This is a genomic window from Amycolatopsis anabasis (assembly GCF_009765355.1).
Classification (GTDB): Bacteria; Actinomycetota; Actinomycetes; order Mycobacteriales; family Pseudonocardiaceae; genus Amycolatopsis; species Amycolatopsis anabasis.
Window position 1 is genome coordinate 366,617 of record NZ_VTHK01000001.1, and the last position, 22,185, is coordinate 388,801.

Below are 22,185 nucleotides of genomic sequence, written 5' to 3' on the forward strand. Positions count from 1 at the left end.
ACGATCCCCGAAAGTGCCGCCACTTTCGGCGATGTCCGCCGGGCGCTACTCGGTCGCCTTTCCGATGGCGTCGGCGAGGGCGAGGATGCGGCGGGCGTTGTCCACGTGCAGGTTCTCGATCATCCGGCCGTCGACCGTGACGACGCCCTGACCGGCCGCCTGGGCCTGGTCGAAGGCTTCGATGATCCGCTGGGACCGTTCGATCTCCTCCGCCGACGGCGCGAAGACCCGGTTGCACGGTTCGAGCTGGCTCGGGTGGATCAGGGTTTTGCCGTCGAAGCCGTACTGGCGGCCCTGCACGCACTCCGCCTCGAAGCCCTCGAGGTCCTGCACGTCGTTGTAGACACCGTCCAGGATCACCTTCCCGGTCGCCCGCGCGGCGAGCAGGCACAGGGACAGGCCGCCCAGCAGGGGGCCACGGCCGGGGACGTGCTCGGCGTGCAGTTCCTTCGCGAGGTCGTTGGTGCCCATCACCAGCACGGTCAGCCGGTCGCTCGCGGCGGCGATCTCCTCCGCGTGCAGCATGGCGACCGGGGTCTCCACCATCGCCCAGATCTTCGTGTGTTCCGGCGCGCCGCCGAGTTCCAGGGCGCGTTCGATGTTGTGCACCTCGCGCGCCGAGTTCACCTTCGGCACCACGACCGCGGCGGGCCCGGCCTGGGCGGCGGCGCGCAGGTCGGCGTCGTGCCATTCGGTGTCCAGGCCGTTGACCCGGATGGTGATCTCGCGCGAGCCGTACTCGCCCGAGGACGCGGCCGCGCACACGCGTTCGCGCGCGGATTCCTTGGCGTCCGGGGCGACCGCGTCCTCCAGGTCGAGGATGAGCGCGTCGGCGGGCAGCGTCTTGGCCTTCTCCAGGGCGCGTTCGTTCGCACCCGGCATGTACAGCACCGACCGCCGGGGTTTCAACTCAGTCATTTGCCAGCGCCTCCTGGGTCGCCTTGTCGTACGCCGCGGCCAGTTCCGGGTCGCGGGCGGACAGCGCGTCGGCGAGTTCGGCGACCACCTTGCACTGCTTGAAGGACGCGTCGTCCTGCATCTTCCCGTCGATCATCACCGCGCCGGTGCCGTCGCCCATCGCGGCGATCACCCGGCGCGCCCAGGCCACTTCGGACGGTTCGGGGGAGAACACCTTCTTGGCGATGTCGATCTGCGCCGGGTGCAGGCTCCACGCGCCGACGCAGCCGAGCAGGAACGCGTTGCGGAACTGGTCCTCGCACGCCACCACGTCCCGGATGTCCCCGAACGGACCGTAGTAGGGCAGGATCCCGTTCGCCGCGCACGCGTCCACCATCCGCGCGACCGTGTAGTGCCACAGGTCCTGCTGGTAGGTGGTGCGGCCCTCGGTCAGGTCCTCACCGACCGGATCGGTGCGCACCAGGTAGCCGGGATGCCCGCCGCCGACCCGGGTGGTCTTCATCCGGCGGCTCGCGGCCAGGTCCGCCGGGCCCAGCGAAATGCCCTGCATGCGCGGGCTCGCCCCGGCGATCTCCTCCACGTTGGCCACGCCGCTCGCGGTCTCCAGGATCGCGTGCACCAGCAGCGGCCGCCGCAGGCCCGCCCGCGCCTCCAACTGCGCGAGCAGCCGGTCGACGTAGTGGATGTCCTGCGCGCCCTCGACCTTCGGCACCATGATCACGTCGAGCTTGTCGCCGATCTCGGTGACCAGCGTGATCAGATCGTCGAGCACCCACGGCGAGTCCAGGCTGTTGATCCGCGTCCACAGCTGCGTGCCGCCGAAGTCGTTCGCCTTGGCGATCTCGACCAGCCCGGTGCGCGCGGCCTCCTTGCGGTCGGCGCGGACCGCGTCCTCCAGGTTGCCCAGCAGGACGTCGACCTTGGTGGCCAGCCCCGGGACCTTCGCCGCCATCTTCTCGTTGCTCGGATCGAAGAAGTGGATCATCCGGGAGGGCAGTGCCGGGATCTCCCGGACCGGTTCCGGCGCCCCCACGGCCAGTGGCGCGAAGAAGTCCTTCGGCGAACGCATCGTTCCTCCGTCGCAGCGATTTTGTGACTCGCGAGTAACCCTAACCTTGCCGGAGCGGGAACCGCTGCGGCGAATCTCACCTCCGATGGGGTGAGAGATGCGGGAGGTACGCGTGGACGAGTGGTCCCTGCCGGGATTCACCGAGCTCGAGGCCCTGGGCGAGGGCGGATTCGGGCGGGTCGTGCTCGCGCGGCACGAATCGGGGACCGTGGCGGCCGTCAAGTACCTGTTCGCCCGGCATCTGACCGATCGGGTGCACCTGGACGCCTTCCGCGGCGAGGCCGCGGCGCTGCGCCGGGTGACGAGCCCGCATGTCGCCCGGTTGTACGACTTCGTCGAGACCGCCGAGGGCGCGGCGATCGTGATGGAGGCCGTGCGGGGCGTGCCGTTGCGGGAGATCCTGACCGCGGAACCGGTCCTGGAACCCGAATCCGCCCTGGCCGTGCTGAAGGGTTCGCTGCTCGGGCTGGCCGACGCGCACGCGGCCGGGGTGGTGCACCGGGACTACAAACCGGACAACGTGCTCGTCGGCCCGGACCGGGAGAGCAAGCTGGTCGACTTCGGAATCGCCGTGCTGGCCGGGGAATCCGGCCCCGCGGCGGGCACCCCCGCGTACATGGCGCCGGAGCAGTGGCGCGGCGGCCCGGCCACGCGAGCGACCGACGTGTACGCCGCCACCTGCGTGTTCTTCCAGGCCGTCGCCGGGCACCGGCCCTACCTCGCCGACGACACCGAAACCCTGCGCGGGCTGCACGAGCACGCCCCGATCCCGGCCGAGCAGGCGCCGGAACCGGTGCGCGGGCTCATCGAACGCGGGATGGCCAAGGATCCCGCCGGACGTCCGGCCGGCGCCCGGGAGTTCGTCGCCGAGCTGGAATCCGTCGCCGCGGCGGCCTACGGCGCCGACTGGGAGCGCCGCGGGCGGACCCGGCTCGCCCAGCGGGCCGGGGTGCTGCTCGCGTTGTCCCCGCTGGCGGTGCTGGGCACCGCGACGGCGCTCGCCCCCGGCGCGGCGGTCGCCGGTGCGCAGGCGGGCGGGGTCGCGGCGACCGTGGGTGCCGGTGGGATCACCGCGGGGAAGGTCGCCGCCGCGGTGGCGGCCGTGGTGGCCACGGCGACCGTCGGCACGGTCATCGTGTTCACCGGCGGGGACGATCCGCCCCCGCCGCCGGTCCCGCCCCCGGTCGTCGCGCAGGCCGCGGTCAAGGTCGACCTGCGCACCCGCACCGAACACTTCACGAACCCGGAATTCGATCTCTCCGCCCAGTACCCGCATGTCTCCGGGCTGACCGACCCGGCCGTGGAGAAACGGGTCAACGACGCGCTGATGGCCCCGATCGACGACTGGGTCCGGTTCGTCCGGAACGGTGTCGAAGCCGCCGGTGGGCGCGAACCCGATGGCGGCACGGCGAAACCGACGGTCAAGGCCGACGTGCGGATGTCCGGTCCGAAACTGGTTTCGGTCGTCTACACCCGCGACGCCGGATCCGGGAACTTCGGGAACCACGCGGGATACAGCCTCCGCGCGGCCACCGTCGACCTCACCACCGGGCGGGCGCTGACCGCGGCGGACGTGTTCCGCGATCTGACCACCACCCCGGGGACGATCGGGGAGCGCCTGCTGGCGCGCTACCCGGAGGGCTACTGCGCCGGTTCGAACCTCGGCGACGACATCGAGCGGCTCGCGCCGGAGCACTTCACCGGCGAGGAGCCGGTGGTCCAACCGGCCTTCGCCGCGGACAACGCGGAGTTCGTCGTCTACACGCCCCGGCTCGGGTACGCCATGGCGTGCGATTTCCAGACCTTCTCGTTGCCGTACCAGCAACTGGCCGATCTGCTGCGCCCGGAACTGCGGGCGCTGCTGCCGCAGGGGACCAACGGGCCGCCCGGCAAACGGGTCGAGCTCGCCAAGATCGTGCTCACCGTGCCGGAATCGTGGCCGGTGCTGCGGAGCGCCAACGTGGAGGAGTACCTCGGAACCGGGCTCTGCACCGGGGAACCCGAGAGCTGTCCCGGTGTCCTGTTCGCGGACACCACCCTGGTCGCCCACGAAGAGGGCAGGCCCTACCGCGGTTCCGGCCCCCGGCGGTGCCATCCGGTGGGCAGGCCCGATCTCGAGCAGTCCGCGCCGGTCTTGCTGAAGCGGGAACTGCGCCCGGTCGGGACCAAGAAGGCGGCCTACTCGGAATGGCGGGTCTCCTGCGGTTCCGGTGCGCCGCCGGTGATCCAGCGGCTCTGGTACCTGCCGAAGACCGGGCTGGCGATCGTCGACGAATGGAACACCCCGGGCCTGGATCGGATTCTCGAAACCGCGGGCGGAAAGTGAACACAGTGGACGGACGATCTCTGTCCGAGTTCGCCGCTGTCCACAGTGGAGCGATTAGACCGTTCGCCGATCTTGGTTACGCCACTTGGCCTAACATCATTTTCGCTGCTCCACCGGGATTTTTGTGATACCGATCGCCCCCTGCGATGTCACTCAACTCGCCGTCACTCGTCCGGCGGCAGGGTCGGACTGAAGTGGGACGACCGCTTACCGACCGGTCACCGACCGTTGGGCGCCGTCGATCGCAGGCACTCCGGCTACCCGGCGAGAAACGCCGTCCGCCCTGGTACTCAAGTCATGTGCCTCTTTTCACGAGGTAGCGGACCCGATGAACCAGCACGGCGAAGGAGGCGGACTCGTGGCGATGACACCAGGACACACACCGAACACGGTGGATTCCGCGGTGACCGACGGCACGCGGTCGTTCCCGACCCGTGTGGTGCCGAAGATCGAGCTCCCGGCGAGCACGTCCGAACTCGCCCACGAGGCGGCGGCGCAGCTCGGCTGGAACGGCGTGGTGCTGCCCGAGGTCACCATGCTCGGCCGCCGCGTGTGCGTGGTCGCGCGGCTGCGGACCGACGTGCACGCCGAGCGGATCGCGATGGGCATCGGTCCGGTCGCCGACCGCGCGACGGTGGCCACCTGGACGTGGCCGGAGTTCGCGGCGACCTCGCCCGCGCCCGCCGCCGAGATCGTCGGCGTCCTCGCCGTCGCCCGGCACTGGCGGACCGCGATGGCCTCGGCGGTGCCGTTCTCCCGCTACGGCGAGGCCGCGATGGTGCTCCCGTCCCCGGCGGTGCTCACCGAGGACTACGTGGACAACTGCCTGCCGCGGGCCCGCACCTACGGCCTGGCCGTGGTCACCGCGGACGAGAACGCGGTCGTCGACCTCGACCTCGAGGGGCGCACCGAGCGTCTGCTGCTGACCGAGGACGCGGTGTCCCGCTGGGTGAACGAGATGGTCTACGAGCAGCTGCTCGCCTCCTACGACCTCCCCGTCGGGGTGGACTGACCGGCGGCACTCCGCGTGCGTGCCTAGGCTGGGCCGCATGAAGGTTGTGATCGCTGGAGGGCATGGGCAGATCGCGTTGCGGCTGGAGCGGTTGCTCGCCGAACGCGGGGATCACGCGGTCGGGATCATCCGGAATCCGGAGCACACGGCCGATCTGCGGGATTCCAGCGCCGAGCCCGCGGTGCTCGATCTGGAGACCGCGCAGGCGAAGGAGGTCGCCGCGGTGCTCGACGGCGCCGACGCGGCGGTGTTCGCGGCGGGCGCCGGTCCGGGCAGCGGCGCGGCCCGCAAGGAGACCGTGGACCTCGGGGCCGCCGCGCTGTTCGCCGAGGCCGCCGAACTCGCCGGGGTCCGGCGGCACGTGCAGGTGAGCGCGATGGGCCTGGACCGCGCGGACGATCCGGGAATGGACGAGGTCTTCGCCGCCTACCTGCGGGCGAAGAAAGCCGCCGAAGACGATCTGCGGGCCCGGGAGCTGGACTGGACGATCCTGCGGCCCGGCCGGCTCACCGACGAACCCGGCACGGGGAACGTGCACCTGGCGGACTCGGTCGACCGCGCGGAGGTGAGCCGGGACAACGTGGCCGCGGTGCTGGTGGCGCTGCTCGGCGAGGACCGCACGGTGCGCCGCACGCTCGAGCTCGTCGACGGGCACACCCCGATCGACGAGGCGATCGTCCGGGCCTAGGGGTCAGGCGCGCCGCCGGTCGCCCCGGCCGAGAACACGGTCGACGTATTCGTTGCTGAACACCCCGGCCGGGTCGACCTCCTTGCGGACGCGCACGAAGTCGTCGAACCGCGGGTACAGCTCGCGCAGCGCGGTGGCGTCCAGGTCGTGCAGCTTCCCCCAGTGCGGGCGGCCGCCGACCTGCGCGACGATCGAAGCGAACGCCGCGAAGTACTCGCGGTAGGGCATACCGGTGAACTGGTGGATCGCGATGTAGGCGGTGTCGCGGCCGTGCGCGGTGGACAGCCAGATGTCGTCGGCCGCGGCGACCCGGACCTCGACCGGGAACGCGACCGGATTCTCCAGGCGGGGCACCAGGGCGCGCAGTTCGCCGAGGACGTCGTGCACCGATTCCCGCGGGATCGCGAACTCGGATTCGACGAACTTGACCCCGCGGTGGGTGACGAACACCTTGTGCGAAGTGTCGCTGTACTCGCGTGCCGACAGCAGGGAGGACGCGAGCTTCCCGAGCGGGCGCACCAGCCGGGGCACCGTGCGGCCGAGGCGGCACAGCGTGCCGAACGCGAGGTTCTCGGTGACCTCGTAGTCGACGAATTCCCTTACCCGGCCCAGTGGTTCGGCGCGCGTGCCCGCGGGCTGCCGGTTGTTCCGCTTGACCAGCGCGTGGCTGCCGTAGGGGAACCAGTAGAACTCGAAGTGGTCGTTCTCGTCGGCGAACTGGTGGAAGCCTTCCAATACGGCTTCCAGGGGTTCGGGGCGCTCCTGCGCGGCGAGCACGAACGCGGGCTCGCATCGCAGGGTCACCGTGGCGATCACGCCGAGCGCGCCGAGGCCGATCCGCGCCGCCTGGAACAGTTCCGGGCGGCGGTCGGGCGAGCAGTCCACCACGGTGCCGTCGGCGAGGACCAGCTCGAGCGCGGCGATCTGGGTGGCGAGCCCGCCGAACCGCGCGCCGGTGCCGTGCGTTCCGGTGGAGACGGCCCCGGCGATCGTCTGCGCGTCGATGTCGCCGAGGTTGCTCATGGCGAGGCCGAGTTTGTCCAGTTCGGCGTTGAGCCGGCGCAGGGTGGTGCCCGAGCGGACGGTGACCAGGCCGGACTGGATGTCCGCGGACACGATCCCGGTCCACTGGGTCAGGTCGATCGCGTCGGAGTTGGCGACCGCGACGGGTGTGAAGGAATGCCCGCTGCCCCAGGCGCGCACGCGGCGGCCCTCGATCGCGGCGCCGGTGACGACCCGGGCGATTTCCGGGACGCTGCGGGGAGTGTGCACGCGCTGCGGACTCGCGGTCGCGGTGCCCGCCCAGTTGGTCCACCGTGTCATGGGCTCACCTTGCTCCTGTTGTGAGTACCGGAACAGTAAGTGAATAGAATTCGCGTTTCAAGCCTTGTTGTCGTACCGTACTGGGTGTGACCTCCGTAACCGGAACACCTTTCGAGCTGGCGACGAAGGGGCTCGACGCGCCGCTGGCCGTCGTGGATCTCGCGGCCTTCGACGCGAACGCCGCCGATCTCCTCCGGCGCGCCGAAGGGAAGCCGTTGCGGCTGGTCAGCAAGTCGGTCCGCTGCCGCGCGCTGCTGGCCCGGGCGCTGGCGAAACCGGGTTTCGCGGGGCTGATGTGCTATTCGCTCGCCGAGGCGCTGTGGCTGTCCGGGGAGCGGACCGCGGACGACATCGTGGTCGCGTACCCGACGGTGGACCACGCGGCCCTGCGCGCGCTGGCCGCGGACGAGCGGGCGCGCACGGAGATCACGATCATGGTCGATTCGGTCGAGCACCTGGATCTGGTGGATGCCGCGCTGGGGCCGGGGCACCCGGAGATCCGGGTCGCGCTGGAACTGGACGCGTCCTGGCGCCCGGTGCCGGGGCTGCACGTCGGCACCCGGCGCTCGCCGGTGTTCACCCCGCGCCAGTCCGCCGAACTCGCGCGGAAAGTGTTGGCGCGCAAGGGTTTCCGGTTGGTCGGCGTGATGGCGTACGAGGGTCAGATCGCGGGCCTGCCGGATGCGGGCGGCACGCTCGTGCGGTGGATGCAGCGGCGGTCGGCGGCGGAACTGGCCAGGCGCCGCGCGGCCGCGGTGGCCGCGGTGCGCGCGCTCACCGAGCTGGAATTCGTCAACGGCGGCGGTACCGGCAGCATCGAGACCACCCGGTCCGACGATTCGGTCACCGAGATCGCGGCCGGTTCCGGGCTGATCGGCCCGACCCTGTTCGACGGCTACTCGCATTTCCGGCCCCGGCCCGCGGCGCTGTTCGCGCTGCCGGTGGTGCGCCGCCCGGCGCGCGGGATCGCGACGCTGTACTCGGGCGGATACATCGCCTCCGGCCCGGCGTCGGAATCGCGGCTGCCCTCGCCGTACCTGCCCGCGGGCCTGAAACTGCTCGGCGTGGAAGGCGCGGGCGAGGTGCAGACCCCGGTGACCGGCAAGGCCGCACGCAACCTGCGGCTCGGCGACCGCGTGTGGCTGCGGCACGCGAAGGCGGGCGAACTCGCCGAACGCTTCACCGAGTACCACCTGATCTCGGGCGACCAGCTGGAACGCACCGTGCCCACCTACCGCGGCGAAGGCAAGAACTTCGGCTGACCTCGCCCTCACCCAGTACCCACCCCCCACCACTCCCTGGGGGGCGACCCCAGTCTCACCGTACCGCCTCACCCCGATCGGGGGAGGCGAAGATCGGGAGTTGTCCACAGGGGTGTGGATGTGTGGACAACTCGAGGAGGGCTACTCGCCGAGCCTGCTGGCCAGGTAACCCTTGATGAGGTACTTGGTTTCGTCGACGACTTCCTGATCTCCCTGTGGATTGCGGCGGAAGGCCAGGTTCAGCAGTGCGTCGGCGGTTTCCACGGCGATCGAGATCGGCAGCGCGACCTGATCGGCGGACAGGTCCAGGGTGCTGGTGATCAGGCCGACCAGCGAATCGGAGACCACGCGGTTGTTGTCCCGCCGGTCGTCGAGCAGCCGGAGGTCGACCACGTCCCCGAAATGCACCTTGGAAAAGCCCGGAACCTCGCGGTGCATGCGGAGGTAGATGTCGAGCATCGAGTCGACGACGTCCCACCAGTGGCCGTGGTCGACACTGCCCAGCCGCTCGGTCACCGCGGCCAGGAAACGTTCCAGATTGCGCTGGGTCAGCGCCTGCACGACGGCCCGTTTGTCCGGAAAGAACTGGTACAGCGATCCCACGGCCACGCCCGCCCGTTTGGCGATGAGGGTGGTGGTCAGCGCGTCATAGCCCATTTCGTCGATCAGCTGAGCGCTCGCGTCCAGCATTTGCTCCACGCGCTTCGCGCTGCGTTGCTGGACGGGCTGCCGGCGAAGGGGCGTCGCCTCGGCGGCGGCCGGCCTCGCGGCCCTGGTGTCGGACACGTCGTGCTCCTCCTGTGCTGATCAGGGACTTTATCGTGTCGACGGGCTTCCCCCCGGTCGAGGGAATGGCTAATATTTGAGAACTTTTCATGTTCGACCCCGACGGTGCCCGGCTGAAAGGTGCGTTTCCGGTGGAAAACTTGATCTTCCCGCACGACTTCGTCTGGGGTGTGTCCACATCGGCCTTCCAGATCGAGGGTGCCACGAACGAGGGAGGACGCGGACCGTCCATTTGGGACACGTTCACCGCGACGCCGGGCAAGATCGCGCGTGGCGAGCACGCCCGGGTCGCCGCCGATCACTACCACCGCTTCCGCGAGGATGTCGCCCTGCTGTCCGAACTGGGCGTTGGCGCGTACCGGATGTCCTTTGCCTGGCCCAGAATTCAGCCGGACGGCAAGGGCAAACCGACCCCCGAGGGGATCGGCTTCTACGACCGGCTGCTCGACGCACTGGCCGAGGCCGGGATCGATCCGGTCGGCACCCTGTACCACTGGGACACCCCGCAGGCGCTTGAGGACGACGGCGGCTGGCTGGCCCGCGATACCGCCGAGCGTTTTGGAGAGTACGCGGCAATCCTGGGCGAACATTTCCACGATCGGGTGAAAATGTGGATTCCACTCAATGAGCCCATGGTCATGTCGATTTATGGCTACGCGATCGGGGAATACGCTCCCGGCCGGACCCTGCTGCTGGACGCGATTCCCACCGCCCACCACCAGCACCTGGCGCACGGCCGCGCGGTCCGGGCCCTGCGCGCCGCGGGCGCGACGACGATCGGCACGGCGAACAACCACTCGCCCGTCTGGCCCGCCGCGGACACCGAAGCCGATCGGACGGCCGCCGACTGGCTGGACGCGTTGATCAACCGTCTCTACGCCGAACCGGTGCTGCTCGGCCGGTATCCGGACGAGATCGTCGAGCACCTGCCCCCGGGATTCGCCGACGATCTCGCCGCCATCGCCGCGCCGCTGGACTTCTACGGCGTCAACTACTACGAACCGCAGGGCGTCGCCGCGCCCGGTGAAGGAAACCCGTTGCCGTTCGAGCTGCGGGCGATCGAGGGGTATCCGATGACCACCAACGATTCGCCGATCGTCCCGGACGGACTGCGCGAACTGCTGGTCTCCTTCGAGCGGCGCTACCGCGAGGCCCTGCCGCCGATTTACCTCACCGAGAACGGGTGCAGCTTCGCCGACGAGGTCGCGCCGGACGGCGGTGTGCACGATCCCGAGCGGATCGATTTCCTCACCGAACACCTCGGGGCGGTCCGCGCGGCGATGGACGCCGGGGTCGACGTGCGCGGCTACTTCGTCTGGTCCCTGATGGACAACTTCGAATGGTCGAAGGGGTACGCGCCGCGGTTCGGGCTGGTGCACGTCGACTACGAGACGCTGCGCCGCACGCGCAAGGACTCCTTCGCGTGGTACCGCGAGCTGGTGCGGGGTGAGTAGCACCGGGGAGGCCGCCCCCGCGCTCCCGGCCGCGCTCGACGAACCGGTCGTCCGGGTCCGGCCGAGCTGGACCACCCTGCTCTTCCTCGCCAACCTCGGGCTGTGGCTGGGGATCTACGCGCCCATCCAGGTGCTGCTGCCGCGGCAGGCGGAACTGCTGAACGCGGGCCACAAGGAACTGGTGTTCGGTGTGGTCACCGGCGTCGGCGCGGTGGTCTCGATGATCGCGAACCCGGCCGTCGGCCTGCTGTCCGATCGCACCCGCTCCCGTTTCGGCCGCCGCCATCCGTGGACCCTGCTCGGCGCGGTCACCGGAGCCGCCGGGCTGGCGGTGCTCGCGTCGGCCCCGAACGTGGCTGTGATGACGCTCGGCTGGTGCCTGGTCCAGGCCGGGCTGAACGGCATGCTGGCCACGTTGACCTCGGCGCTGCCGGACCGGGTCCCGGTCGCGCAGCGGGCGTCGATCGGCGGCCTGATCGGGATTTCCCAGATGCTCGGCACCGTGCTCGGCGCGGTCCTGGTCACCGTTCTGGTGACCAGCCTGCCCGGCGGTTACCTGGCCTGCGCCGTGCTCGTGGTCCTCGGCGCCGCCGCGTTCGTGGTGCTGACCCCGGACGCCGTGCTCCCCGAGGCTTTCCGCCCGTCCGGTCGCCCGCGCGAGATCCTGGCCAACCTCTGGATCTCCCCGCGCCGCCACCCGGATTTCGCGTGGGCCTGGTCCGGCCACTTCATGATCATGTTCGGCAACGCCCTGGGCACCCTGTACCTGCTGTTCTTCCTCAAGGACGCGGTGCGCTACCCGGATCCGGACACCGGGTTGCTGATCATGATGGGCCTCTACGGCGTGGCGCTGGCGATCGGCGGCGTCGCGACCGGCGTGTTCTCGGACCGCTCGGGCCGCCGCAAGCCTTACGTTCTCGGCGCTTCCGCGGTGATGGCCCTGGCCGCGCTGCTCCTGGTGGCCTGGCCGACCTGGCCCGCCGCACTCGTCGCGTCCCCGCTGCTGGGTATCGGCTTCGGCGCGTACATGGCGGTCGCCCTGGCCATCCTGACCCAGGTACTTCCGGCTGCGCGGGATCGCGCGAAGGACTTGGGCGTGGTCAACATCGCGAACTCGCTACCGCAGGTGCTCGCGCCGCTGGCGGCGACGGTGATCCTCGCCGAACTCGGCGGCTACCGCGGGCTCTTCGCCGCTTCGGCCGCGGCGACCTTGATCGCGGGCGGCCTGATCACGCGGGTCCACTCGGTTCGCTGACGACCCGCCATACGAAGCCAGCGCTGGTTCAACATCAACGCACCCAGCGCCCGCCAACGTAAGGAGCTCGGAACGTGGGGGTTTGGGGGCTCGGCCCCCGACATCGCCACAGGTGGCCGACCGCGAAGTGAGCGAAGCGAACGAGGAGGTCGCCCCTACACCTGTGGGGCCGCGGACCGGTGCCGGTCGGGGGAGGGGAGTGCAACGGCACCGGCCCGCGGAGTTTCGGGGCCTCTGTGGGCGGGGGTCCACAGGTTGCGATCTGCAATTTTGCGAGCGCTTACGATGATCAACATAGCGGGTGATTACGGCTTCCGCTAGGTGTTTCACACATTATTTTCGGATTAATCGCGCCCGGGAGGACCGAGGTCGGCTCGTCACGCTCGGGGGTACGGACGAGCCGACCGTCGGCGATGGCGAGGGCTCGGTGTCAACCCGATGGGGGCGTATCGGTCGCCGAGTTCGCCGGTCTTGAAGAGGGATCACTGCGTGGCGGCGCCCGCGATGGCGTGCCGGGCGGGGGTGGTCGGCACGAGCGCGTGCCGACCCGTCTGCTGCGCCGGGGCCGCCGGGGTGTGGGCCCGGTTCTGCGCCGGGACCGCGGCCTTCTTCCGCCGCCCCAGGCGCCGCACGTCCTGCTGCGGGGCCAGCCCGCCGGCGACCAGGTGCTCGTGCGCGACCTGCCAGACCGAGCAGGGCGCCTTGCACCGGTGCCACCGGGTGGAGCAGGTGGGGCAGTCGCCCCGTTCGTCCGGCTCGTGCGCGCTCAGCATCGCGCGCCATCCCTCGGTGAGCCGGGGCAGTTCGGAACGTGCGACGGACACCAGCGACTGGGCGTCCGCGCGATTGGCCAGATCGGAGAGCATGTCGAGGCGTTCCCACACGGCGTTGCGGAGCACCTGGCCGAGTATCTGATCCACCTGGAACTCACCGTCACCTTTCCGCCAGTTTGGCGGCTTCGTTGAGCGCGGCGCGCAGCTGGCCGAGCTGACCCGCCGTCAGCCGCGCGGTCTCACCGGGTGGCGAGACCAGTACCACCTGGTCCTTCTCCACCAGCACGGTCACGCAACGCTCGCGATCGATGAGATCGCCGCATTGCACTCGCCACACCAGCTGGCCGCCTTCGTGCCGGCGCACCTGTGCGGCGCGCGGGTCCGAGACGGGCGGTGCGGCGGATACATGCGCCGGCCGGGCCACCGTGATCGGCCTCGCAGGCCGCACGGGGCTCGTGGCGGTCGCAGCATGCCCTGCTGTGAACGTGTCCACGAACTCCACCGGTTCCACTCCGCTCTGTTCCGTCTCGGGCCGCTGGGGCCCTGGGGCTGTTGGTTGCTCTCCGTGATCGCGGGCGGTGCTCGCACGGTCACGGAGAACTGACGACTACATTGCGACGAAACGTGAGCCGATAGAAGGAGGAACCGGCGTCATAGCGGCGACCGGCCTCGGTTCCACGTTAAGCGGTCAGAGAAGTTCGGTCCGGCCGATCAGGCTCTACAAACGGGCTTTAGCGCGGTTGAATAGGTGTGCCTACGCTGGATTCGACGCCCGACGGATTGTGAGGGGGCGCGCATGGACGCCAACGATGCCCGGCAGGGGCATCCCGTTGCTTCGAGCGTTTGGGAGCGACCGGAGATGCGAGAAGCCCTGGCGGCGCGGGAGATCAGCTCGGTCTACCGCTTGTTGCGCAAAGAAGGTGTCTCCCAGCGCCAGATCGCCGCGATGACCGGCCAATCGCAGTCCGAGGTGTCGGAGATCCTCAAGGGTCGCCAGGTCATGGCCTACGACGTGCTCGCGAGGATCGCCGACGGCCTGGGCATCCCAAGGGGATACATGGGCCTCGCCTACGACGAGGCCACGGCGGTAACGGTTGTCGGTGCGGCCGACAGCCAGCAGGCTGAGGAGGACGAGTCCGTGAAACGGCGGAAGTTCCTCGCGCATGCCGCCCAGGTCACCATGGGAGCGGCGGTCTTCGGATCGGCTCCGGAAGCCTGGGCAGCTTCTCCCGCGAGGACGCCGGCGCCCGGCCGCATCGGCATGACCGATGTCCGGCAGGTGGAAGCCGCGACGCGTGCCCTGCGCGCACTCGATTACCAGTACGGCGGGGGTTTCTGCCGGGACGCGGTGGTCGCGCAGCTTTCCTGGGGGCAGCAGATGCTCGAGTCCAGCGCGATCGAGACCGTGAAGAACAGACTGTATGTGGCGCTGGCCGACCTGCACAGCCTCGCCGGCTGGACCTCGTTCGACACCGGGCTGGTCGATTCGGCGCGCAGCCACTTCGCGAACGCGCTGGATCTGGCCAAACAGGGGGACAACCACCCGCTGGTGGCCAACGTGCTGTACCGGATGGGCCGGGTCTACCTGCACCAGGACGCCCCGAACGACGCGCTGAAACTGTTCCAGCTCGGCCAGATCGCGGCCCAGGAATCCGGTTCCGAGCTGGCGGTCGCGGTGCTCTGCGCGAACGAGGCGTGGGCCTACGCGATGATGGAGAACGACACGCAGGCGATGAAGCTGCTCGGCCAGAGCAAGGACGCCTTCGCCCGCTCCGATCTCGCCAACGCCGAGTCCTGGGTGCGGTTCTTCAACGAGACCGACGTCTACGCGATGATCGGGACCGTGCACACGGTGCTCGCGCAGAAGGTCGACCAGAAGCACACGAAGTACGCGATCCCCGCGCTGACCAGGGCGATCGATGCTTACGGCGACGACATGGCGCGCAGCAAGACCTTCAACCAGAGCGCGCTGGCCACCAACCACCTGCTCGACGGCGACATAGACCAGGGCGCGAAGGTGGGCAGGGCGGCGCTGGATTCGGCCGACGGCATCAAGTCCGCCCGGATCAAGGAGCGCATGAAGCCGCTCAAGGAAGAAGCCGAACGCCGCCGGAACAATGTCGACGCACGCGACCTCGCAGAACGGATCAACGCCTTCTACGCGGCCTGACCGGGGAGCCGACCAGGCCGGGAACACCGTCTTGGACGGCAGGTTCACCAGGGAAAAGCTAGCCGAGGTGCTCGCTGAGACCTGTACTTCGCTGGGACTGGACGCCCGCGGCGCGACCCTGCTCCGGTTCACCAACAACGCGGTGTACGCGCTGGCCCGGGAGCCGGTGGTGGTGCGGATCGTCGGCTCGGTGGCGTTGCGGCACCGGGTCGGCAAGGTGGTCGCGGTGGCCCGGCATTTCGCCCGGCACGGCGTGCCCGCGATCCGCCTGGTGCCGGGGATCAAGCAGCCGATGCGGGTGGGTGAACACCTGGTCACCGTGTGGGTGAAGGTGCCGGAGAACGGACGGCGGGCCGGTTCGGCGGATCTCGCGCGCCTGCTGCGGAAGGTGCACGCGCTGCCGCCGCCGGAGGGCATCGGCGACTGGAATCCGCTGGACGACGTCCGCGCCCGGGTCGCCGACGCCGAGGAGCTCGGGCCCGACGACCGGCGGTTCCTGCTGCGCCGCTGCGCCGAGGTCGAGGCGGCGCTCGGGGAGCTGGACTTCCCGCTGCCGCGCGGCCTGGTGCACGGCGACGCGCATCCCGGCAACGTGATCGTGGGACCGTCCGGCCCGGTGCTCTGCGACTTCGATTCCTCCTGCGTCGGGCCGCCGGAATGGGACCTGACGCCGCTGGCGGTCGGCCGCGAGCGGTTCGGTGATCCGGCGGGCCGCTACCGCCTGCTGGCCGACGTCTACGGGTTCGACGTGACCGCGTGGGACGGCTTCGCCGTGCTGCGCGCCGCGCGGGAGCTGAAGCTGACCACCAGCGTGCTGCCGATCCTGCGCAGCCACCCGCAGGTGCGGGGCGAACTGCGGCGGCGCCTGGACGACCTGCGCGCCGGGCGTTCGGAATCCCGCTGGGACCGGTATTAACCGGCAGAAGCGGGCGGATGTCGGTCGGACTGGATTAATCCGGGCATTCGCCGACCGGATTGGACCGCTCGTCGTTTGCCTTCTCAACCACAGCACGTAGTGACAAATTCGGCCCGACTGATCACCCCAGAAGGCGGTATTTAACCACCCACAAGTGCAACTTGCAGCTACGGAGAGCCACCCTACCGGACGAGGTTCAGGCGCTTGCGCACCTGGTCCGCTTCCGGCCTGCCGAGCTCCTCCAGGATCGGCAGCGCCTCGCCGTAGTGCCGCCGGGCTTCCTCGACCTCGCCCGCCACCTCCGCGACCTCGCCGAGCACCTGCAGGATCCGGGCCTGTTCGAAGCGGGAGCCGCGGTCGGCCATGATCGCCAGCGCGGCGGTGAGGTGTTCGGCCGCGAGCGCGGTCCGGCCGTCCCGGCCCAGGGCGCGGCCGAGGTCGGTGCGAGCCCGGGCCACGTTGTACTCGTCGCCGCAGGCGGCCAGCAGTTCCTGGGCCCGGGTCAGCCGTTCGATCGCCTCGCCCGCGCGGTCGGCCTTGGTCAGCGTCGACCCGAGGTTGATCAGGGCCAGCCCGATGTCGTGCGGCCGGTCCAGTTCGGTCGACCGCCGCAGGTCCTCCTCGAAGTGGCCGAGCGCGTCGTCGAGGCGGCCCTGCGCCAGGGCGACCAGGCCGAGGCCCTCGACCGACCGGATCGCGATCACCGGATCCCCGGCGGCCAGCCCGCGGGTGTAGTGCCCGATCGCCTCGTCGAACCGCCCGGCGCCCCGGCACGCGGCGCCGCTGCGGTTGAGCATGAGGGCCTCGGCCGAGGCGTCGCCCATCTGCCGCGCGCAGCGCACGCCGAATTCGCTCACCGCCAGGAAGTCCCGGTAGTGCTTGTGCAGCAGGAACAGCGGCCACATCGCGGCGGCCAGCTGCCACCCCAGTTCGGGCAGCTCGTGTTCGAGGGCGGCCTGGACGGCGGCGACCAGGTTGATCCGCTCGCGTTCCAGCCAGTCCAGGGATTCCGCCCGGTCCGGGAGCGTCGCGGGATCCGGCGCGCGGAAGGCGTAGTCGTACGGGATCGGGTCCTGATCGGGCGTGACCAGGTGTTCGGTCGTCAAGGCGGCCCGCAGGTACCACTCGAGCATCCGGCGCAGGGCGGTGTCCCGGTCGGCCTCGGTCCCGTCGACCTGGGCCTTCCGCAGAGCATGCAGCCGGACCAGATCGTGGAAGGAGTAGCGGTCCTCCTCGACCTCGTCCAGCAGGCCGACCTCGATGAGCTGGTCGAGCAGCCGCTCGACCTCGTCGAGCGTCGCGTCCACCGCGGCCGCCGCCACCCCGCTGCCGAACTCGGCGCCCGGATGCGCGCCGAGCGCCCGGTACAGGCGGGCGGCCTCGGCGGGCAGCGCCTCGTAGGAGAGGTCGAAGGTGGCTTCCACGGACAGGTCCTCCTTGGCCGGGTCGGACAGGACCCCCAGTCTCCTCCTCTCAAGATCGACTGCCGCCTTCGTGAGCGACAACTGGGGTCGGTTCGTCAGCCGGGTCGCGGTCACGTAGAGCGCGAGCGGCAGCCCGGCGCAGAGCCGCACGACCTTGTCCGCGTCGAGGTCGCCGGGCCGGATCCGGTCCGCGCCCAGCGCCCGGTGCAGCAACTCCCGGCCGTGGTCGCCGGTGAACGGCGTGAGCTGGAGCAGCCGCGCGCCGTCGCGCACGGCCAGCTCGCCCAACCGGCGCCGGGTGGTCACCACGACCACGCTGGCCGCCGCGGCCGGGATCAGCGGCCGCACCTGGGCCGCGGAGTCGGCGTTGTCCAGGAGCACCAGCAGCGGGGTGTCCGCGGTGAGCGAGCGGTACAGCGCGGCCCGTTCCTCGACGTCGAACGGCATCCGCTCCGGCGGCACCCGCAGGGCGAGCAGGAACTGGCCGAGCAGCTCGCCGGTGTCCACCGGCCCCTTCGGCCCGAACGCGCCGAGGTCGGCGCGCAGCTGGCCGCGCGGGAACCGGGCGCGCACCCGGTACATCCAGTGCTCGGCGAGCGCGGTCTTGCCGATCCCGCCCGGCCCGTGGATCACCTGGATCGTCGGGCGGGCACGCGCCTCGTCCAGGATGCGGTCGAGCTGGGCCAGCTCGTCGGCGCGGTTGGTGAAATGCGCCTCGGGAACCTTGAGCTGACGTGGCACCGGCAGCTCGTCGCGCTGCCTCGCGGCGCGGCGGCGCGGGGCGCCGGACACGGTGAGTTCGACCGCGCCGCGGCGTTCCGGCCGGACACCGATGATCCGGGAGCCGTCCTCGCCGGTGGAAGGGTCACCCATCGCCGTTCGCCGTCCTCCTCCGCACGGGGTCCCCGGGCGGGACAGAGCATCGCCCATCGCGTGCGGAAAAACCGCGAAATCGATCAAACAGCCCGCCGACGGCGCAACCGGACACCCCATTCGGCCCAATCCCGCTTGCCGATCGGTCGAGCCGAGGGTTCTGTAGCGCTTTGTAGCGATTGGGTCCCAGGCCACCTAAGCTGTGGTCGTGGCCAAACAGATCACGCAGCGCGAATTGCGCAACGACACTCCGGCGATCATGCGGGCGGTCGAGGATGGCGAGAGCTTCGTACTGACTCGCAACGGGACACCCATCGCCGATCTCGTGCCGCATACCCAGCGCCCGGATTTCCTTCCGTTCACCGAGTTCGCCGAGCTGATGGCCGATCTTCCGCGCACCGCTCCGGAGACGTTCTTCGCTGAGCTCGATGCCGCGGTCGATCCGGATCCGTTTCGGGCCGCCGGTGAGGGTGAGCGCGAGTGACCCGAGGCGGAACGTCCACTCGCCCCCGGGTTTTGCTGGACACGTCCGCGGTGATCGATCTGCCGGACAGTGCCGATCTGCCCTCGGGGAGCGAGATCGCGATCAGCTCGATCACCTTGGCCGAGCTGTCCGCGGGTGTGCATGCCGCGACCGACGCCCGAGAACGCGCCGTGCGTTTGGTGCGACTCCAACGAGTCGAGGCCGCGATCGCTTCGCTGTCGTTCACCCCAGCGGCCGCTCGGAGGTACGGCCAGCTTTACGCCATGGTGCTGGATGCCGGACGTAATCCCCGGCCCCGGCGAATGGATCTGCTGATCGCGGCGGTAGCGGCGATCCACCAGTTGCCACTCGTGACCCGGAATGGCGCGGACTTCGCGGACCTGAGTCCAATACTCGAAGTCATCGCGCTTCCCGGCAGGAGCGAGAAGCGCTAGGCGACCGGGGCGCGGGTGAGGACGACGGCGAAGCCGAAGGCGAGGCCCATCAGGGTGAGTTCCAGCGTCGCCCACAGGGCGAACGCGGTGCGCTGGTGCCGGATGATGTGCGGCATCAGGCGCCACCGGGCGTGCGCGCCGAGCACGGCGATGCCGCCCGCGGTCACCAGTTTCAGGAGCACCAGCTGCCCGTAGGGCGTGGTGAACAGGCCCGCCCAGAAGCTCATGGTCGGGTTCAGCAGGATCTCGACGATGCCGTTGAACAGCCCGGTCACCGCGGACAGGATCAGGCACAGCGTGGCCAGCTTGGAAAACCTGGGCAGCGCGTGCGCGAGCAGGGTCCGGTTGCCGATGAGCAGCACGGTCATCGCGCCCAGGCCGCCGGTCCAGGCGACCGCGCTCATCACGTGCAGTTCCATCGAGATCATCGTGTAGTCGTGGTAGTTCCAGTTCGACGCGTGCCCGGTGACCGGCAGCGGGAGCAGCGCGAACAGGCCCACCCCGACCCGGACCTCGGCCGGGACCTTCTCCCCGTGCCGCACGGTCAGCACCCCGAGCACGGTCTGCACCAGCGCGAACGCCACGACCACCAGCAGCGCCTTGCCCGCGCCGATGGTCACCACGTAGTCCCAGACGTCACCGAGGCCGATCGTGGATACCTGGGGCCGGTATTCGGCGGTCTGCAGGATGAGCGCGACCAGCGCGGTCACCGCCCACACCAGCGAGGCCGCGACCGCGGCGGGCCGGGCGCGGGCCAGCACCGGTTCGCTCAGCTTCGGCCGGTCGTAGCCGACCAGCACGGACAGCAGCGAGAGCCCGATCGTGGCGACGGCGGCCAGGTCGAGCAGCACCCGCACCAGCGGGATGGCGGCCGAAACCACCTCGCTGACGTCCGTCACCCCCGGGATCGGGGTGGTCGCGCTCAACGCGATCCCGATCAGCGTGCCCGCGATCGCCGCGGTGACGACGCAGAGCACGGTGGTGTACCGGACGTCCGAGGTGGTCTCGGCCTTGGTCATCGCCTACTTCTCCGATTTCCCCATGCGCAGGGCCAGCGCCAGCCCGGCGCCCAGCACCACCACGGCGCCGACGATCCACACCCAGACCGGGACGCCGTCCGAACCGGAGTCCTGGCCGCCGCCGGGGGCGACCGTGCCCGCCGCGTTGTTCGCGCTCGGCGGCGCGGGGGTGCCGTTACCGGCCTTGGTCAGGGTGAACTTCAGCTCCGACGACACCGGGTGCCCGTCGGCGGAGAGGATCCGGTACCCGATGGTGTACTCGCCGGCCGGACCGAGCGGGCGCACCTGCGCGGTCACCACGTTGCTGCTGACCTGCACCGGGCCCTCGGTCCACTGGGTGCCGCCGGGCCCGGTCACCGCGACCTGGTTGACGTCCCCGGGCTGCACCGGGGCGTCGAAGGTCAGGGTGATCTTGCTCGGCCCGGTCTCCAGTTTCGCGTCCTTCGCCGGATCGGAGGAGACCAGCACGTTGTGCGCGAGCGCCGGGGTGGCCGTGCCGAGCACGGCCACCACCATCAGCGCCAGCGTGACGAACACCTTCCTCATTTCGCGGCACCGGCCTTGCGCGCCCGCAGCGTCGCGCCGACGCCGAAGCCGAGGCCGAGCGCGCCGACGACCAGCCCGGCCCCGCCGAGCCAGCGGGCGGTGTCGTCGCTGGCGTCCTTGGCGGCGGCCGCCTCGGACTTGTCGTGCCCCGGCTCGGCGGTGCCGCCGCCCCCGTGGCCTTCCTTCGCGGCGGCCAGTTTGACCGTCGGCGCGGGGTGCTCGGGCTCCTCGCCGTTCGGCGGGGTCGGCTGGTCCCAGTTGACGACCTTGCCGTTCTCGTAGGTCTGGCTCGCCGGGAGCAGCAGCTCGTCGGTGTTCGAGGGCAGCGTGCCGAGCGTGATCTCGAACTCCTGGAACTCGCTCTCGCCCGCGGCGATCTTGTTCCCGGGCTGCGCGGTCCAGCTGATCTTGGTGACCACCTCGGACACGTCCGCGCCCTTGGCGTTCTTCACCGGCGCGGGCAGTTTGGTCTTGGTGACCTCGGCGGTCCAGCCGGGCACCGGCTTGGCCCGGCCCGAGCTGATCGCGTACTCGGGCTTGACGTTCACCTCGACTTTCGTGGTGCCCGCGTCGGCCTCTTCGTTCGGCACGCGCAGCACGATCGCGCCGTAGCTGCCCTTGGCCGGCTGGTCCCCGTAGACGTTGGCGGTGACGTGCGCCGAGGCGACGCCCGCGCCGAGCAGGCCGGTCACCCCGACCGCGGCGGCGAGGAATCCGGCGCGTTTGAACATCCGTGTTTTCGACATGGCGAAATGCTCCTGAAGGAGTTGAGGGGCGGCGAGACCGGAAGATCTCGTCGAAGTTAAAGAAGCCGCACTATCCGCGGGAGCAAGGCGGAGCACGGCGGCCGTGGACGCGCCGGACCAGCAGCTCGGTGAGCGTCCGGCCGGTCGGCAGCGCCAGGGGCGGCCGCACCGGGCCGGGCGGCACCGGCATGGCGTGCCAGCGCACCGGCAGCAGCCGGCGCAGGCCGGTCGCCACGACCACCAGCAGCGCGTCGGCCCGCGCGAGGAGCAGCGCGGTCACCACGGTGGCCAGCGCGTGCGCGACGAACATCACGTCCCCGGGGAACGGGCCCGGGATGCCGCCGCCGTGCAGTTCGTGGTCGACGAGTTCGGTGAGCACCACGTGCAGGGCGAGCTGACCCGCGCCGAGCGTCACCAGCGTGCCGAGCGGACCCCGCGTCCGGTCGGCGAGCGCGGTGGCGATCCAGCCGATCAGCACGGTGAGCAGCAGGGTCAGCGCGCTGTCCGGAATGCCCCCGTCGGCCACGGCGTGCGCGGCGACGGCGAGCGTGGTGGAACTGGCGGCCAGTAGGGCTCCGCGTACGGCGCGTAACGCTCCACGTCCGTTCGGGGGCCTTTTCACGTCCTCAGGGTAGGAGACACCGGCACCCTCGCGCGACGGCCTCCCGCGTGGTGAGCACAACGTGAGAACGATCGTGGGGAAATTA

At 70.5% G+C, this 22,185-nt stretch carries 21 protein-coding genes; 10 read left to right on the forward strand and 11 right to left on the reverse strand.

Annotated elements, in window-relative coordinates; genetic code table 11:
- Positions 1-45 precede the first annotated feature (45 nt).
- Entirely contained in the window at positions 46-918 is an 873-nt protein-coding gene (locus FXO23_RS01830; protein ID WP_158879851.1) for an HpcH/HpaI aldolase/citrate lyase family protein, read from the reverse strand.
- Positions 911-1,987 carry an HpcH/HpaI aldolase/citrate lyase family protein gene (locus FXO23_RS01835; protein ID WP_158879854.1) on the reverse strand — a complete coding sequence of 359 codons (1,077 nt, stop codon included), beginning with the start codon at positions 1,985-1,987 and terminating at the stop codon, positions 911-913. Before FXO23_RS01835 ends, FXO23_RS01830 begins: the two co-directional genes overlap by 8 nt.
- Positions 1,988-2,084: 97 nt before the next feature.
- Between FXO23_RS01835 and FXO23_RS01840 the strand changes: the two genes are divergently transcribed.
- The 3 genes from FXO23_RS01840 (at position 2,085) to FXO23_RS01850 (ending at position 6,013) form a co-directional block, all read left to right on the forward strand.
- Positions 2,085-4,313 carry a serine/threonine-protein kinase gene (locus FXO23_RS01840; RefSeq protein ID WP_246256818.1) on the forward strand — a complete coding sequence of 743 codons (2,229 nt, stop codon included), beginning with the start codon at positions 2,085-2,087 and terminating at the stop codon, positions 4,311-4,313.
- 364 nt (positions 4,314-4,677) lie between these two features.
- Complete coding sequence (locus FXO23_RS01845) at positions 4,678-5,325, forward strand: hypothetical protein (protein ID WP_158879856.1); 648 nt, start codon at positions 4,678-4,680, stop codon at positions 5,323-5,325.
- A 37-nt stretch (positions 5,326-5,362) separates the two neighbouring features.
- Positions 5,363-6,013, forward strand: coding sequence for an NAD(P)H-binding protein (locus tag FXO23_RS01850; protein ID WP_158879858.1), 651 nt, complete (start codon positions 5,363-5,365; stop codon positions 6,011-6,013).
- 3 nt (positions 6,014-6,016) lie between these two features.
- Here the strand turns inward: FXO23_RS01850 and FXO23_RS01855 are convergent, their stop codons facing one another.
- Positions 6,017-7,336, reverse strand: a complete 1,320-nt coding sequence (locus FXO23_RS01855) for a D-arabinono-1,4-lactone oxidase (RefSeq protein WP_158879860.1) — start codon at positions 7,334-7,336, stop codon at positions 6,017-6,019.
- Between the two features lie 86 nt (positions 7,337-7,422).
- Between FXO23_RS01855 and FXO23_RS01860 the strand changes: the two genes are divergently transcribed.
- Complete coding sequence (locus tag FXO23_RS01860) at positions 7,423-8,598, forward strand: amino acid deaminase/aldolase (RefSeq protein WP_158879862.1); 1,176 nt, start codon at positions 7,423-7,425, stop codon at positions 8,596-8,598.
- Positions 8,599-8,739: 141 nt separating this feature from the next.
- On the opposite strand, the gene FXO23_RS01865 is transcribed toward FXO23_RS01860, so the two are convergent.
- Positions 8,740-9,384, reverse strand: a complete 645-nt coding sequence (locus FXO23_RS01865) for a TetR/AcrR family transcriptional regulator (RefSeq protein WP_179956646.1) — start codon at positions 9,382-9,384, stop codon at positions 8,740-8,742.
- 131 nt (positions 9,385-9,515) lie between these two features.
- Here FXO23_RS01865 and FXO23_RS01870 point away from each other — a divergent pair, with 131 nt between their 5' ends.
- A complete protein-coding gene (locus tag FXO23_RS01870) occupies positions 9,516-10,838 on the forward strand; it encodes a GH1 family beta-glucosidase (protein WP_158879864.1) in 1,323 nt (440 codons plus the stop codon).
- A complete protein-coding gene (locus FXO23_RS01875) occupies positions 10,831-12,093 on the forward strand; it encodes an MFS transporter (RefSeq protein WP_158879866.1) in 1,263 nt (420 codons plus the stop codon). Before FXO23_RS01870 ends, FXO23_RS01875 begins: the two co-directional genes overlap by 8 nt.
- 482 nt (positions 12,094-12,575) lie before the next feature.
- On the opposite strand, the gene FXO23_RS01880 is transcribed toward FXO23_RS01875, so the two are convergent.
- Together FXO23_RS01880 and FXO23_RS01885 are read right to left on the reverse strand one after the other, a co-directional pair.
- On the reverse strand, positions 12,576-13,013 hold the full coding sequence (locus tag FXO23_RS01880; RefSeq protein ID WP_158879869.1) for a hypothetical protein: 438 nt from the start codon (positions 13,011-13,013) through the stop codon (positions 12,576-12,578).
- Between the two features lie 13 nt (positions 13,014-13,026).
- Positions 13,027-13,368: a hypothetical protein gene (locus FXO23_RS01885; protein ID WP_158879872.1), complete on the reverse strand. Its 342-nt coding sequence runs from the start codon at positions 13,366-13,368 to the stop codon at positions 13,027-13,029.
- 294 nt (positions 13,369-13,662) lie between these two features.
- Here FXO23_RS01885 and FXO23_RS01890 point away from each other — a divergent pair, with 294 nt between their 5' ends.
- Together FXO23_RS01890 and FXO23_RS01895 are read left to right on the forward strand one after the other, a co-directional pair.
- The gene (locus FXO23_RS01890; RefSeq protein WP_158879874.1) at positions 13,663-15,036 is read left to right on the forward strand and encodes a helix-turn-helix transcriptional regulator; all 1,374 of its coding nucleotides are present in this window, start codon (positions 13,663-13,665) and stop codon (positions 15,034-15,036) included.
- 31 nt (positions 15,037-15,067) lie between these two features.
- Positions 15,068-15,952 carry a phosphotransferase family protein gene (locus tag FXO23_RS01895; RefSeq protein WP_179956647.1) on the forward strand — a complete coding sequence of 295 codons (885 nt, stop codon included), beginning with the start codon at positions 15,068-15,070 and terminating at the stop codon, positions 15,950-15,952.
- 182 nt (positions 15,953-16,134) lie between these two features.
- Here FXO23_RS01895 and FXO23_RS01900 read toward each other — a convergent pair whose 3' ends face one another.
- Entirely contained in the window at positions 16,135-18,249 is a 2,115-nt protein-coding gene (locus tag FXO23_RS01900; RefSeq protein ID WP_158879880.1) for a tetratricopeptide repeat protein, read from the reverse strand.
- A 208-nt stretch (positions 18,250-18,457) separates the two neighbouring features.
- On the opposite strand from FXO23_RS01900, the gene FXO23_RS01905 reads away from it, so the two are divergent.
- Positions 18,458-18,733 carry a type II toxin-antitoxin system Phd/YefM family antitoxin gene (locus tag FXO23_RS01905; RefSeq protein ID WP_218951873.1) on the forward strand — a complete coding sequence of 92 codons (276 nt, stop codon included), beginning with the start codon at positions 18,458-18,460 and terminating at the stop codon, positions 18,731-18,733.
- Positions 18,730-19,167, forward strand: a complete 438-nt coding sequence (locus tag FXO23_RS01910; RefSeq protein WP_158879886.1) for a type II toxin-antitoxin system VapC family toxin — start codon at positions 18,730-18,732, stop codon at positions 19,165-19,167. The genes FXO23_RS01905 and FXO23_RS01910 overlap by 4 nt, the downstream gene beginning before the upstream one ends.
- Here the strand turns inward: FXO23_RS01910 and FXO23_RS01915 are convergent.
- The 4 genes from FXO23_RS01915 to FXO23_RS01930 all read right to left on the reverse strand — a co-directional run bounded on the left by FXO23_RS01915 (position 19,164) and on the right by FXO23_RS01930 (position 22,100).
- Complete coding sequence (locus FXO23_RS01915) at positions 19,164-20,186, reverse strand: copper resistance D family protein (RefSeq protein ID WP_158879889.1); 1,023 nt, start codon at positions 20,184-20,186, stop codon at positions 19,164-19,166. The genes FXO23_RS01910 and FXO23_RS01915 overlap by 4 nt on opposite strands.
- Before the next feature lie 3 nt (positions 20,187-20,189).
- Complete coding sequence (locus FXO23_RS01920; RefSeq protein WP_158879892.1) at positions 20,190-20,732, reverse strand: copper resistance CopC family protein; 543 nt, start codon at positions 20,730-20,732, stop codon at positions 20,190-20,192.
- Positions 20,729-21,478 carry a YcnI family copper-binding membrane protein gene (locus FXO23_RS01925; protein ID WP_158879895.1) on the reverse strand — a complete coding sequence of 250 codons (750 nt, stop codon included), beginning with the start codon at positions 21,476-21,478 and terminating at the stop codon, positions 20,729-20,731. Before FXO23_RS01925 ends, FXO23_RS01920 begins: the two co-directional genes overlap by 4 nt.
- Before the next feature lie 70 nt (positions 21,479-21,548).
- Positions 21,549-22,100 (reverse strand): hypothetical protein, encoded by a 552-nt coding sequence (locus FXO23_RS01930; protein ID WP_246256820.1) that lies wholly within the window; start codon positions 22,098-22,100, stop codon positions 21,549-21,551.
- Positions 22,101-22,185 lie beyond the last annotated feature (85 nt).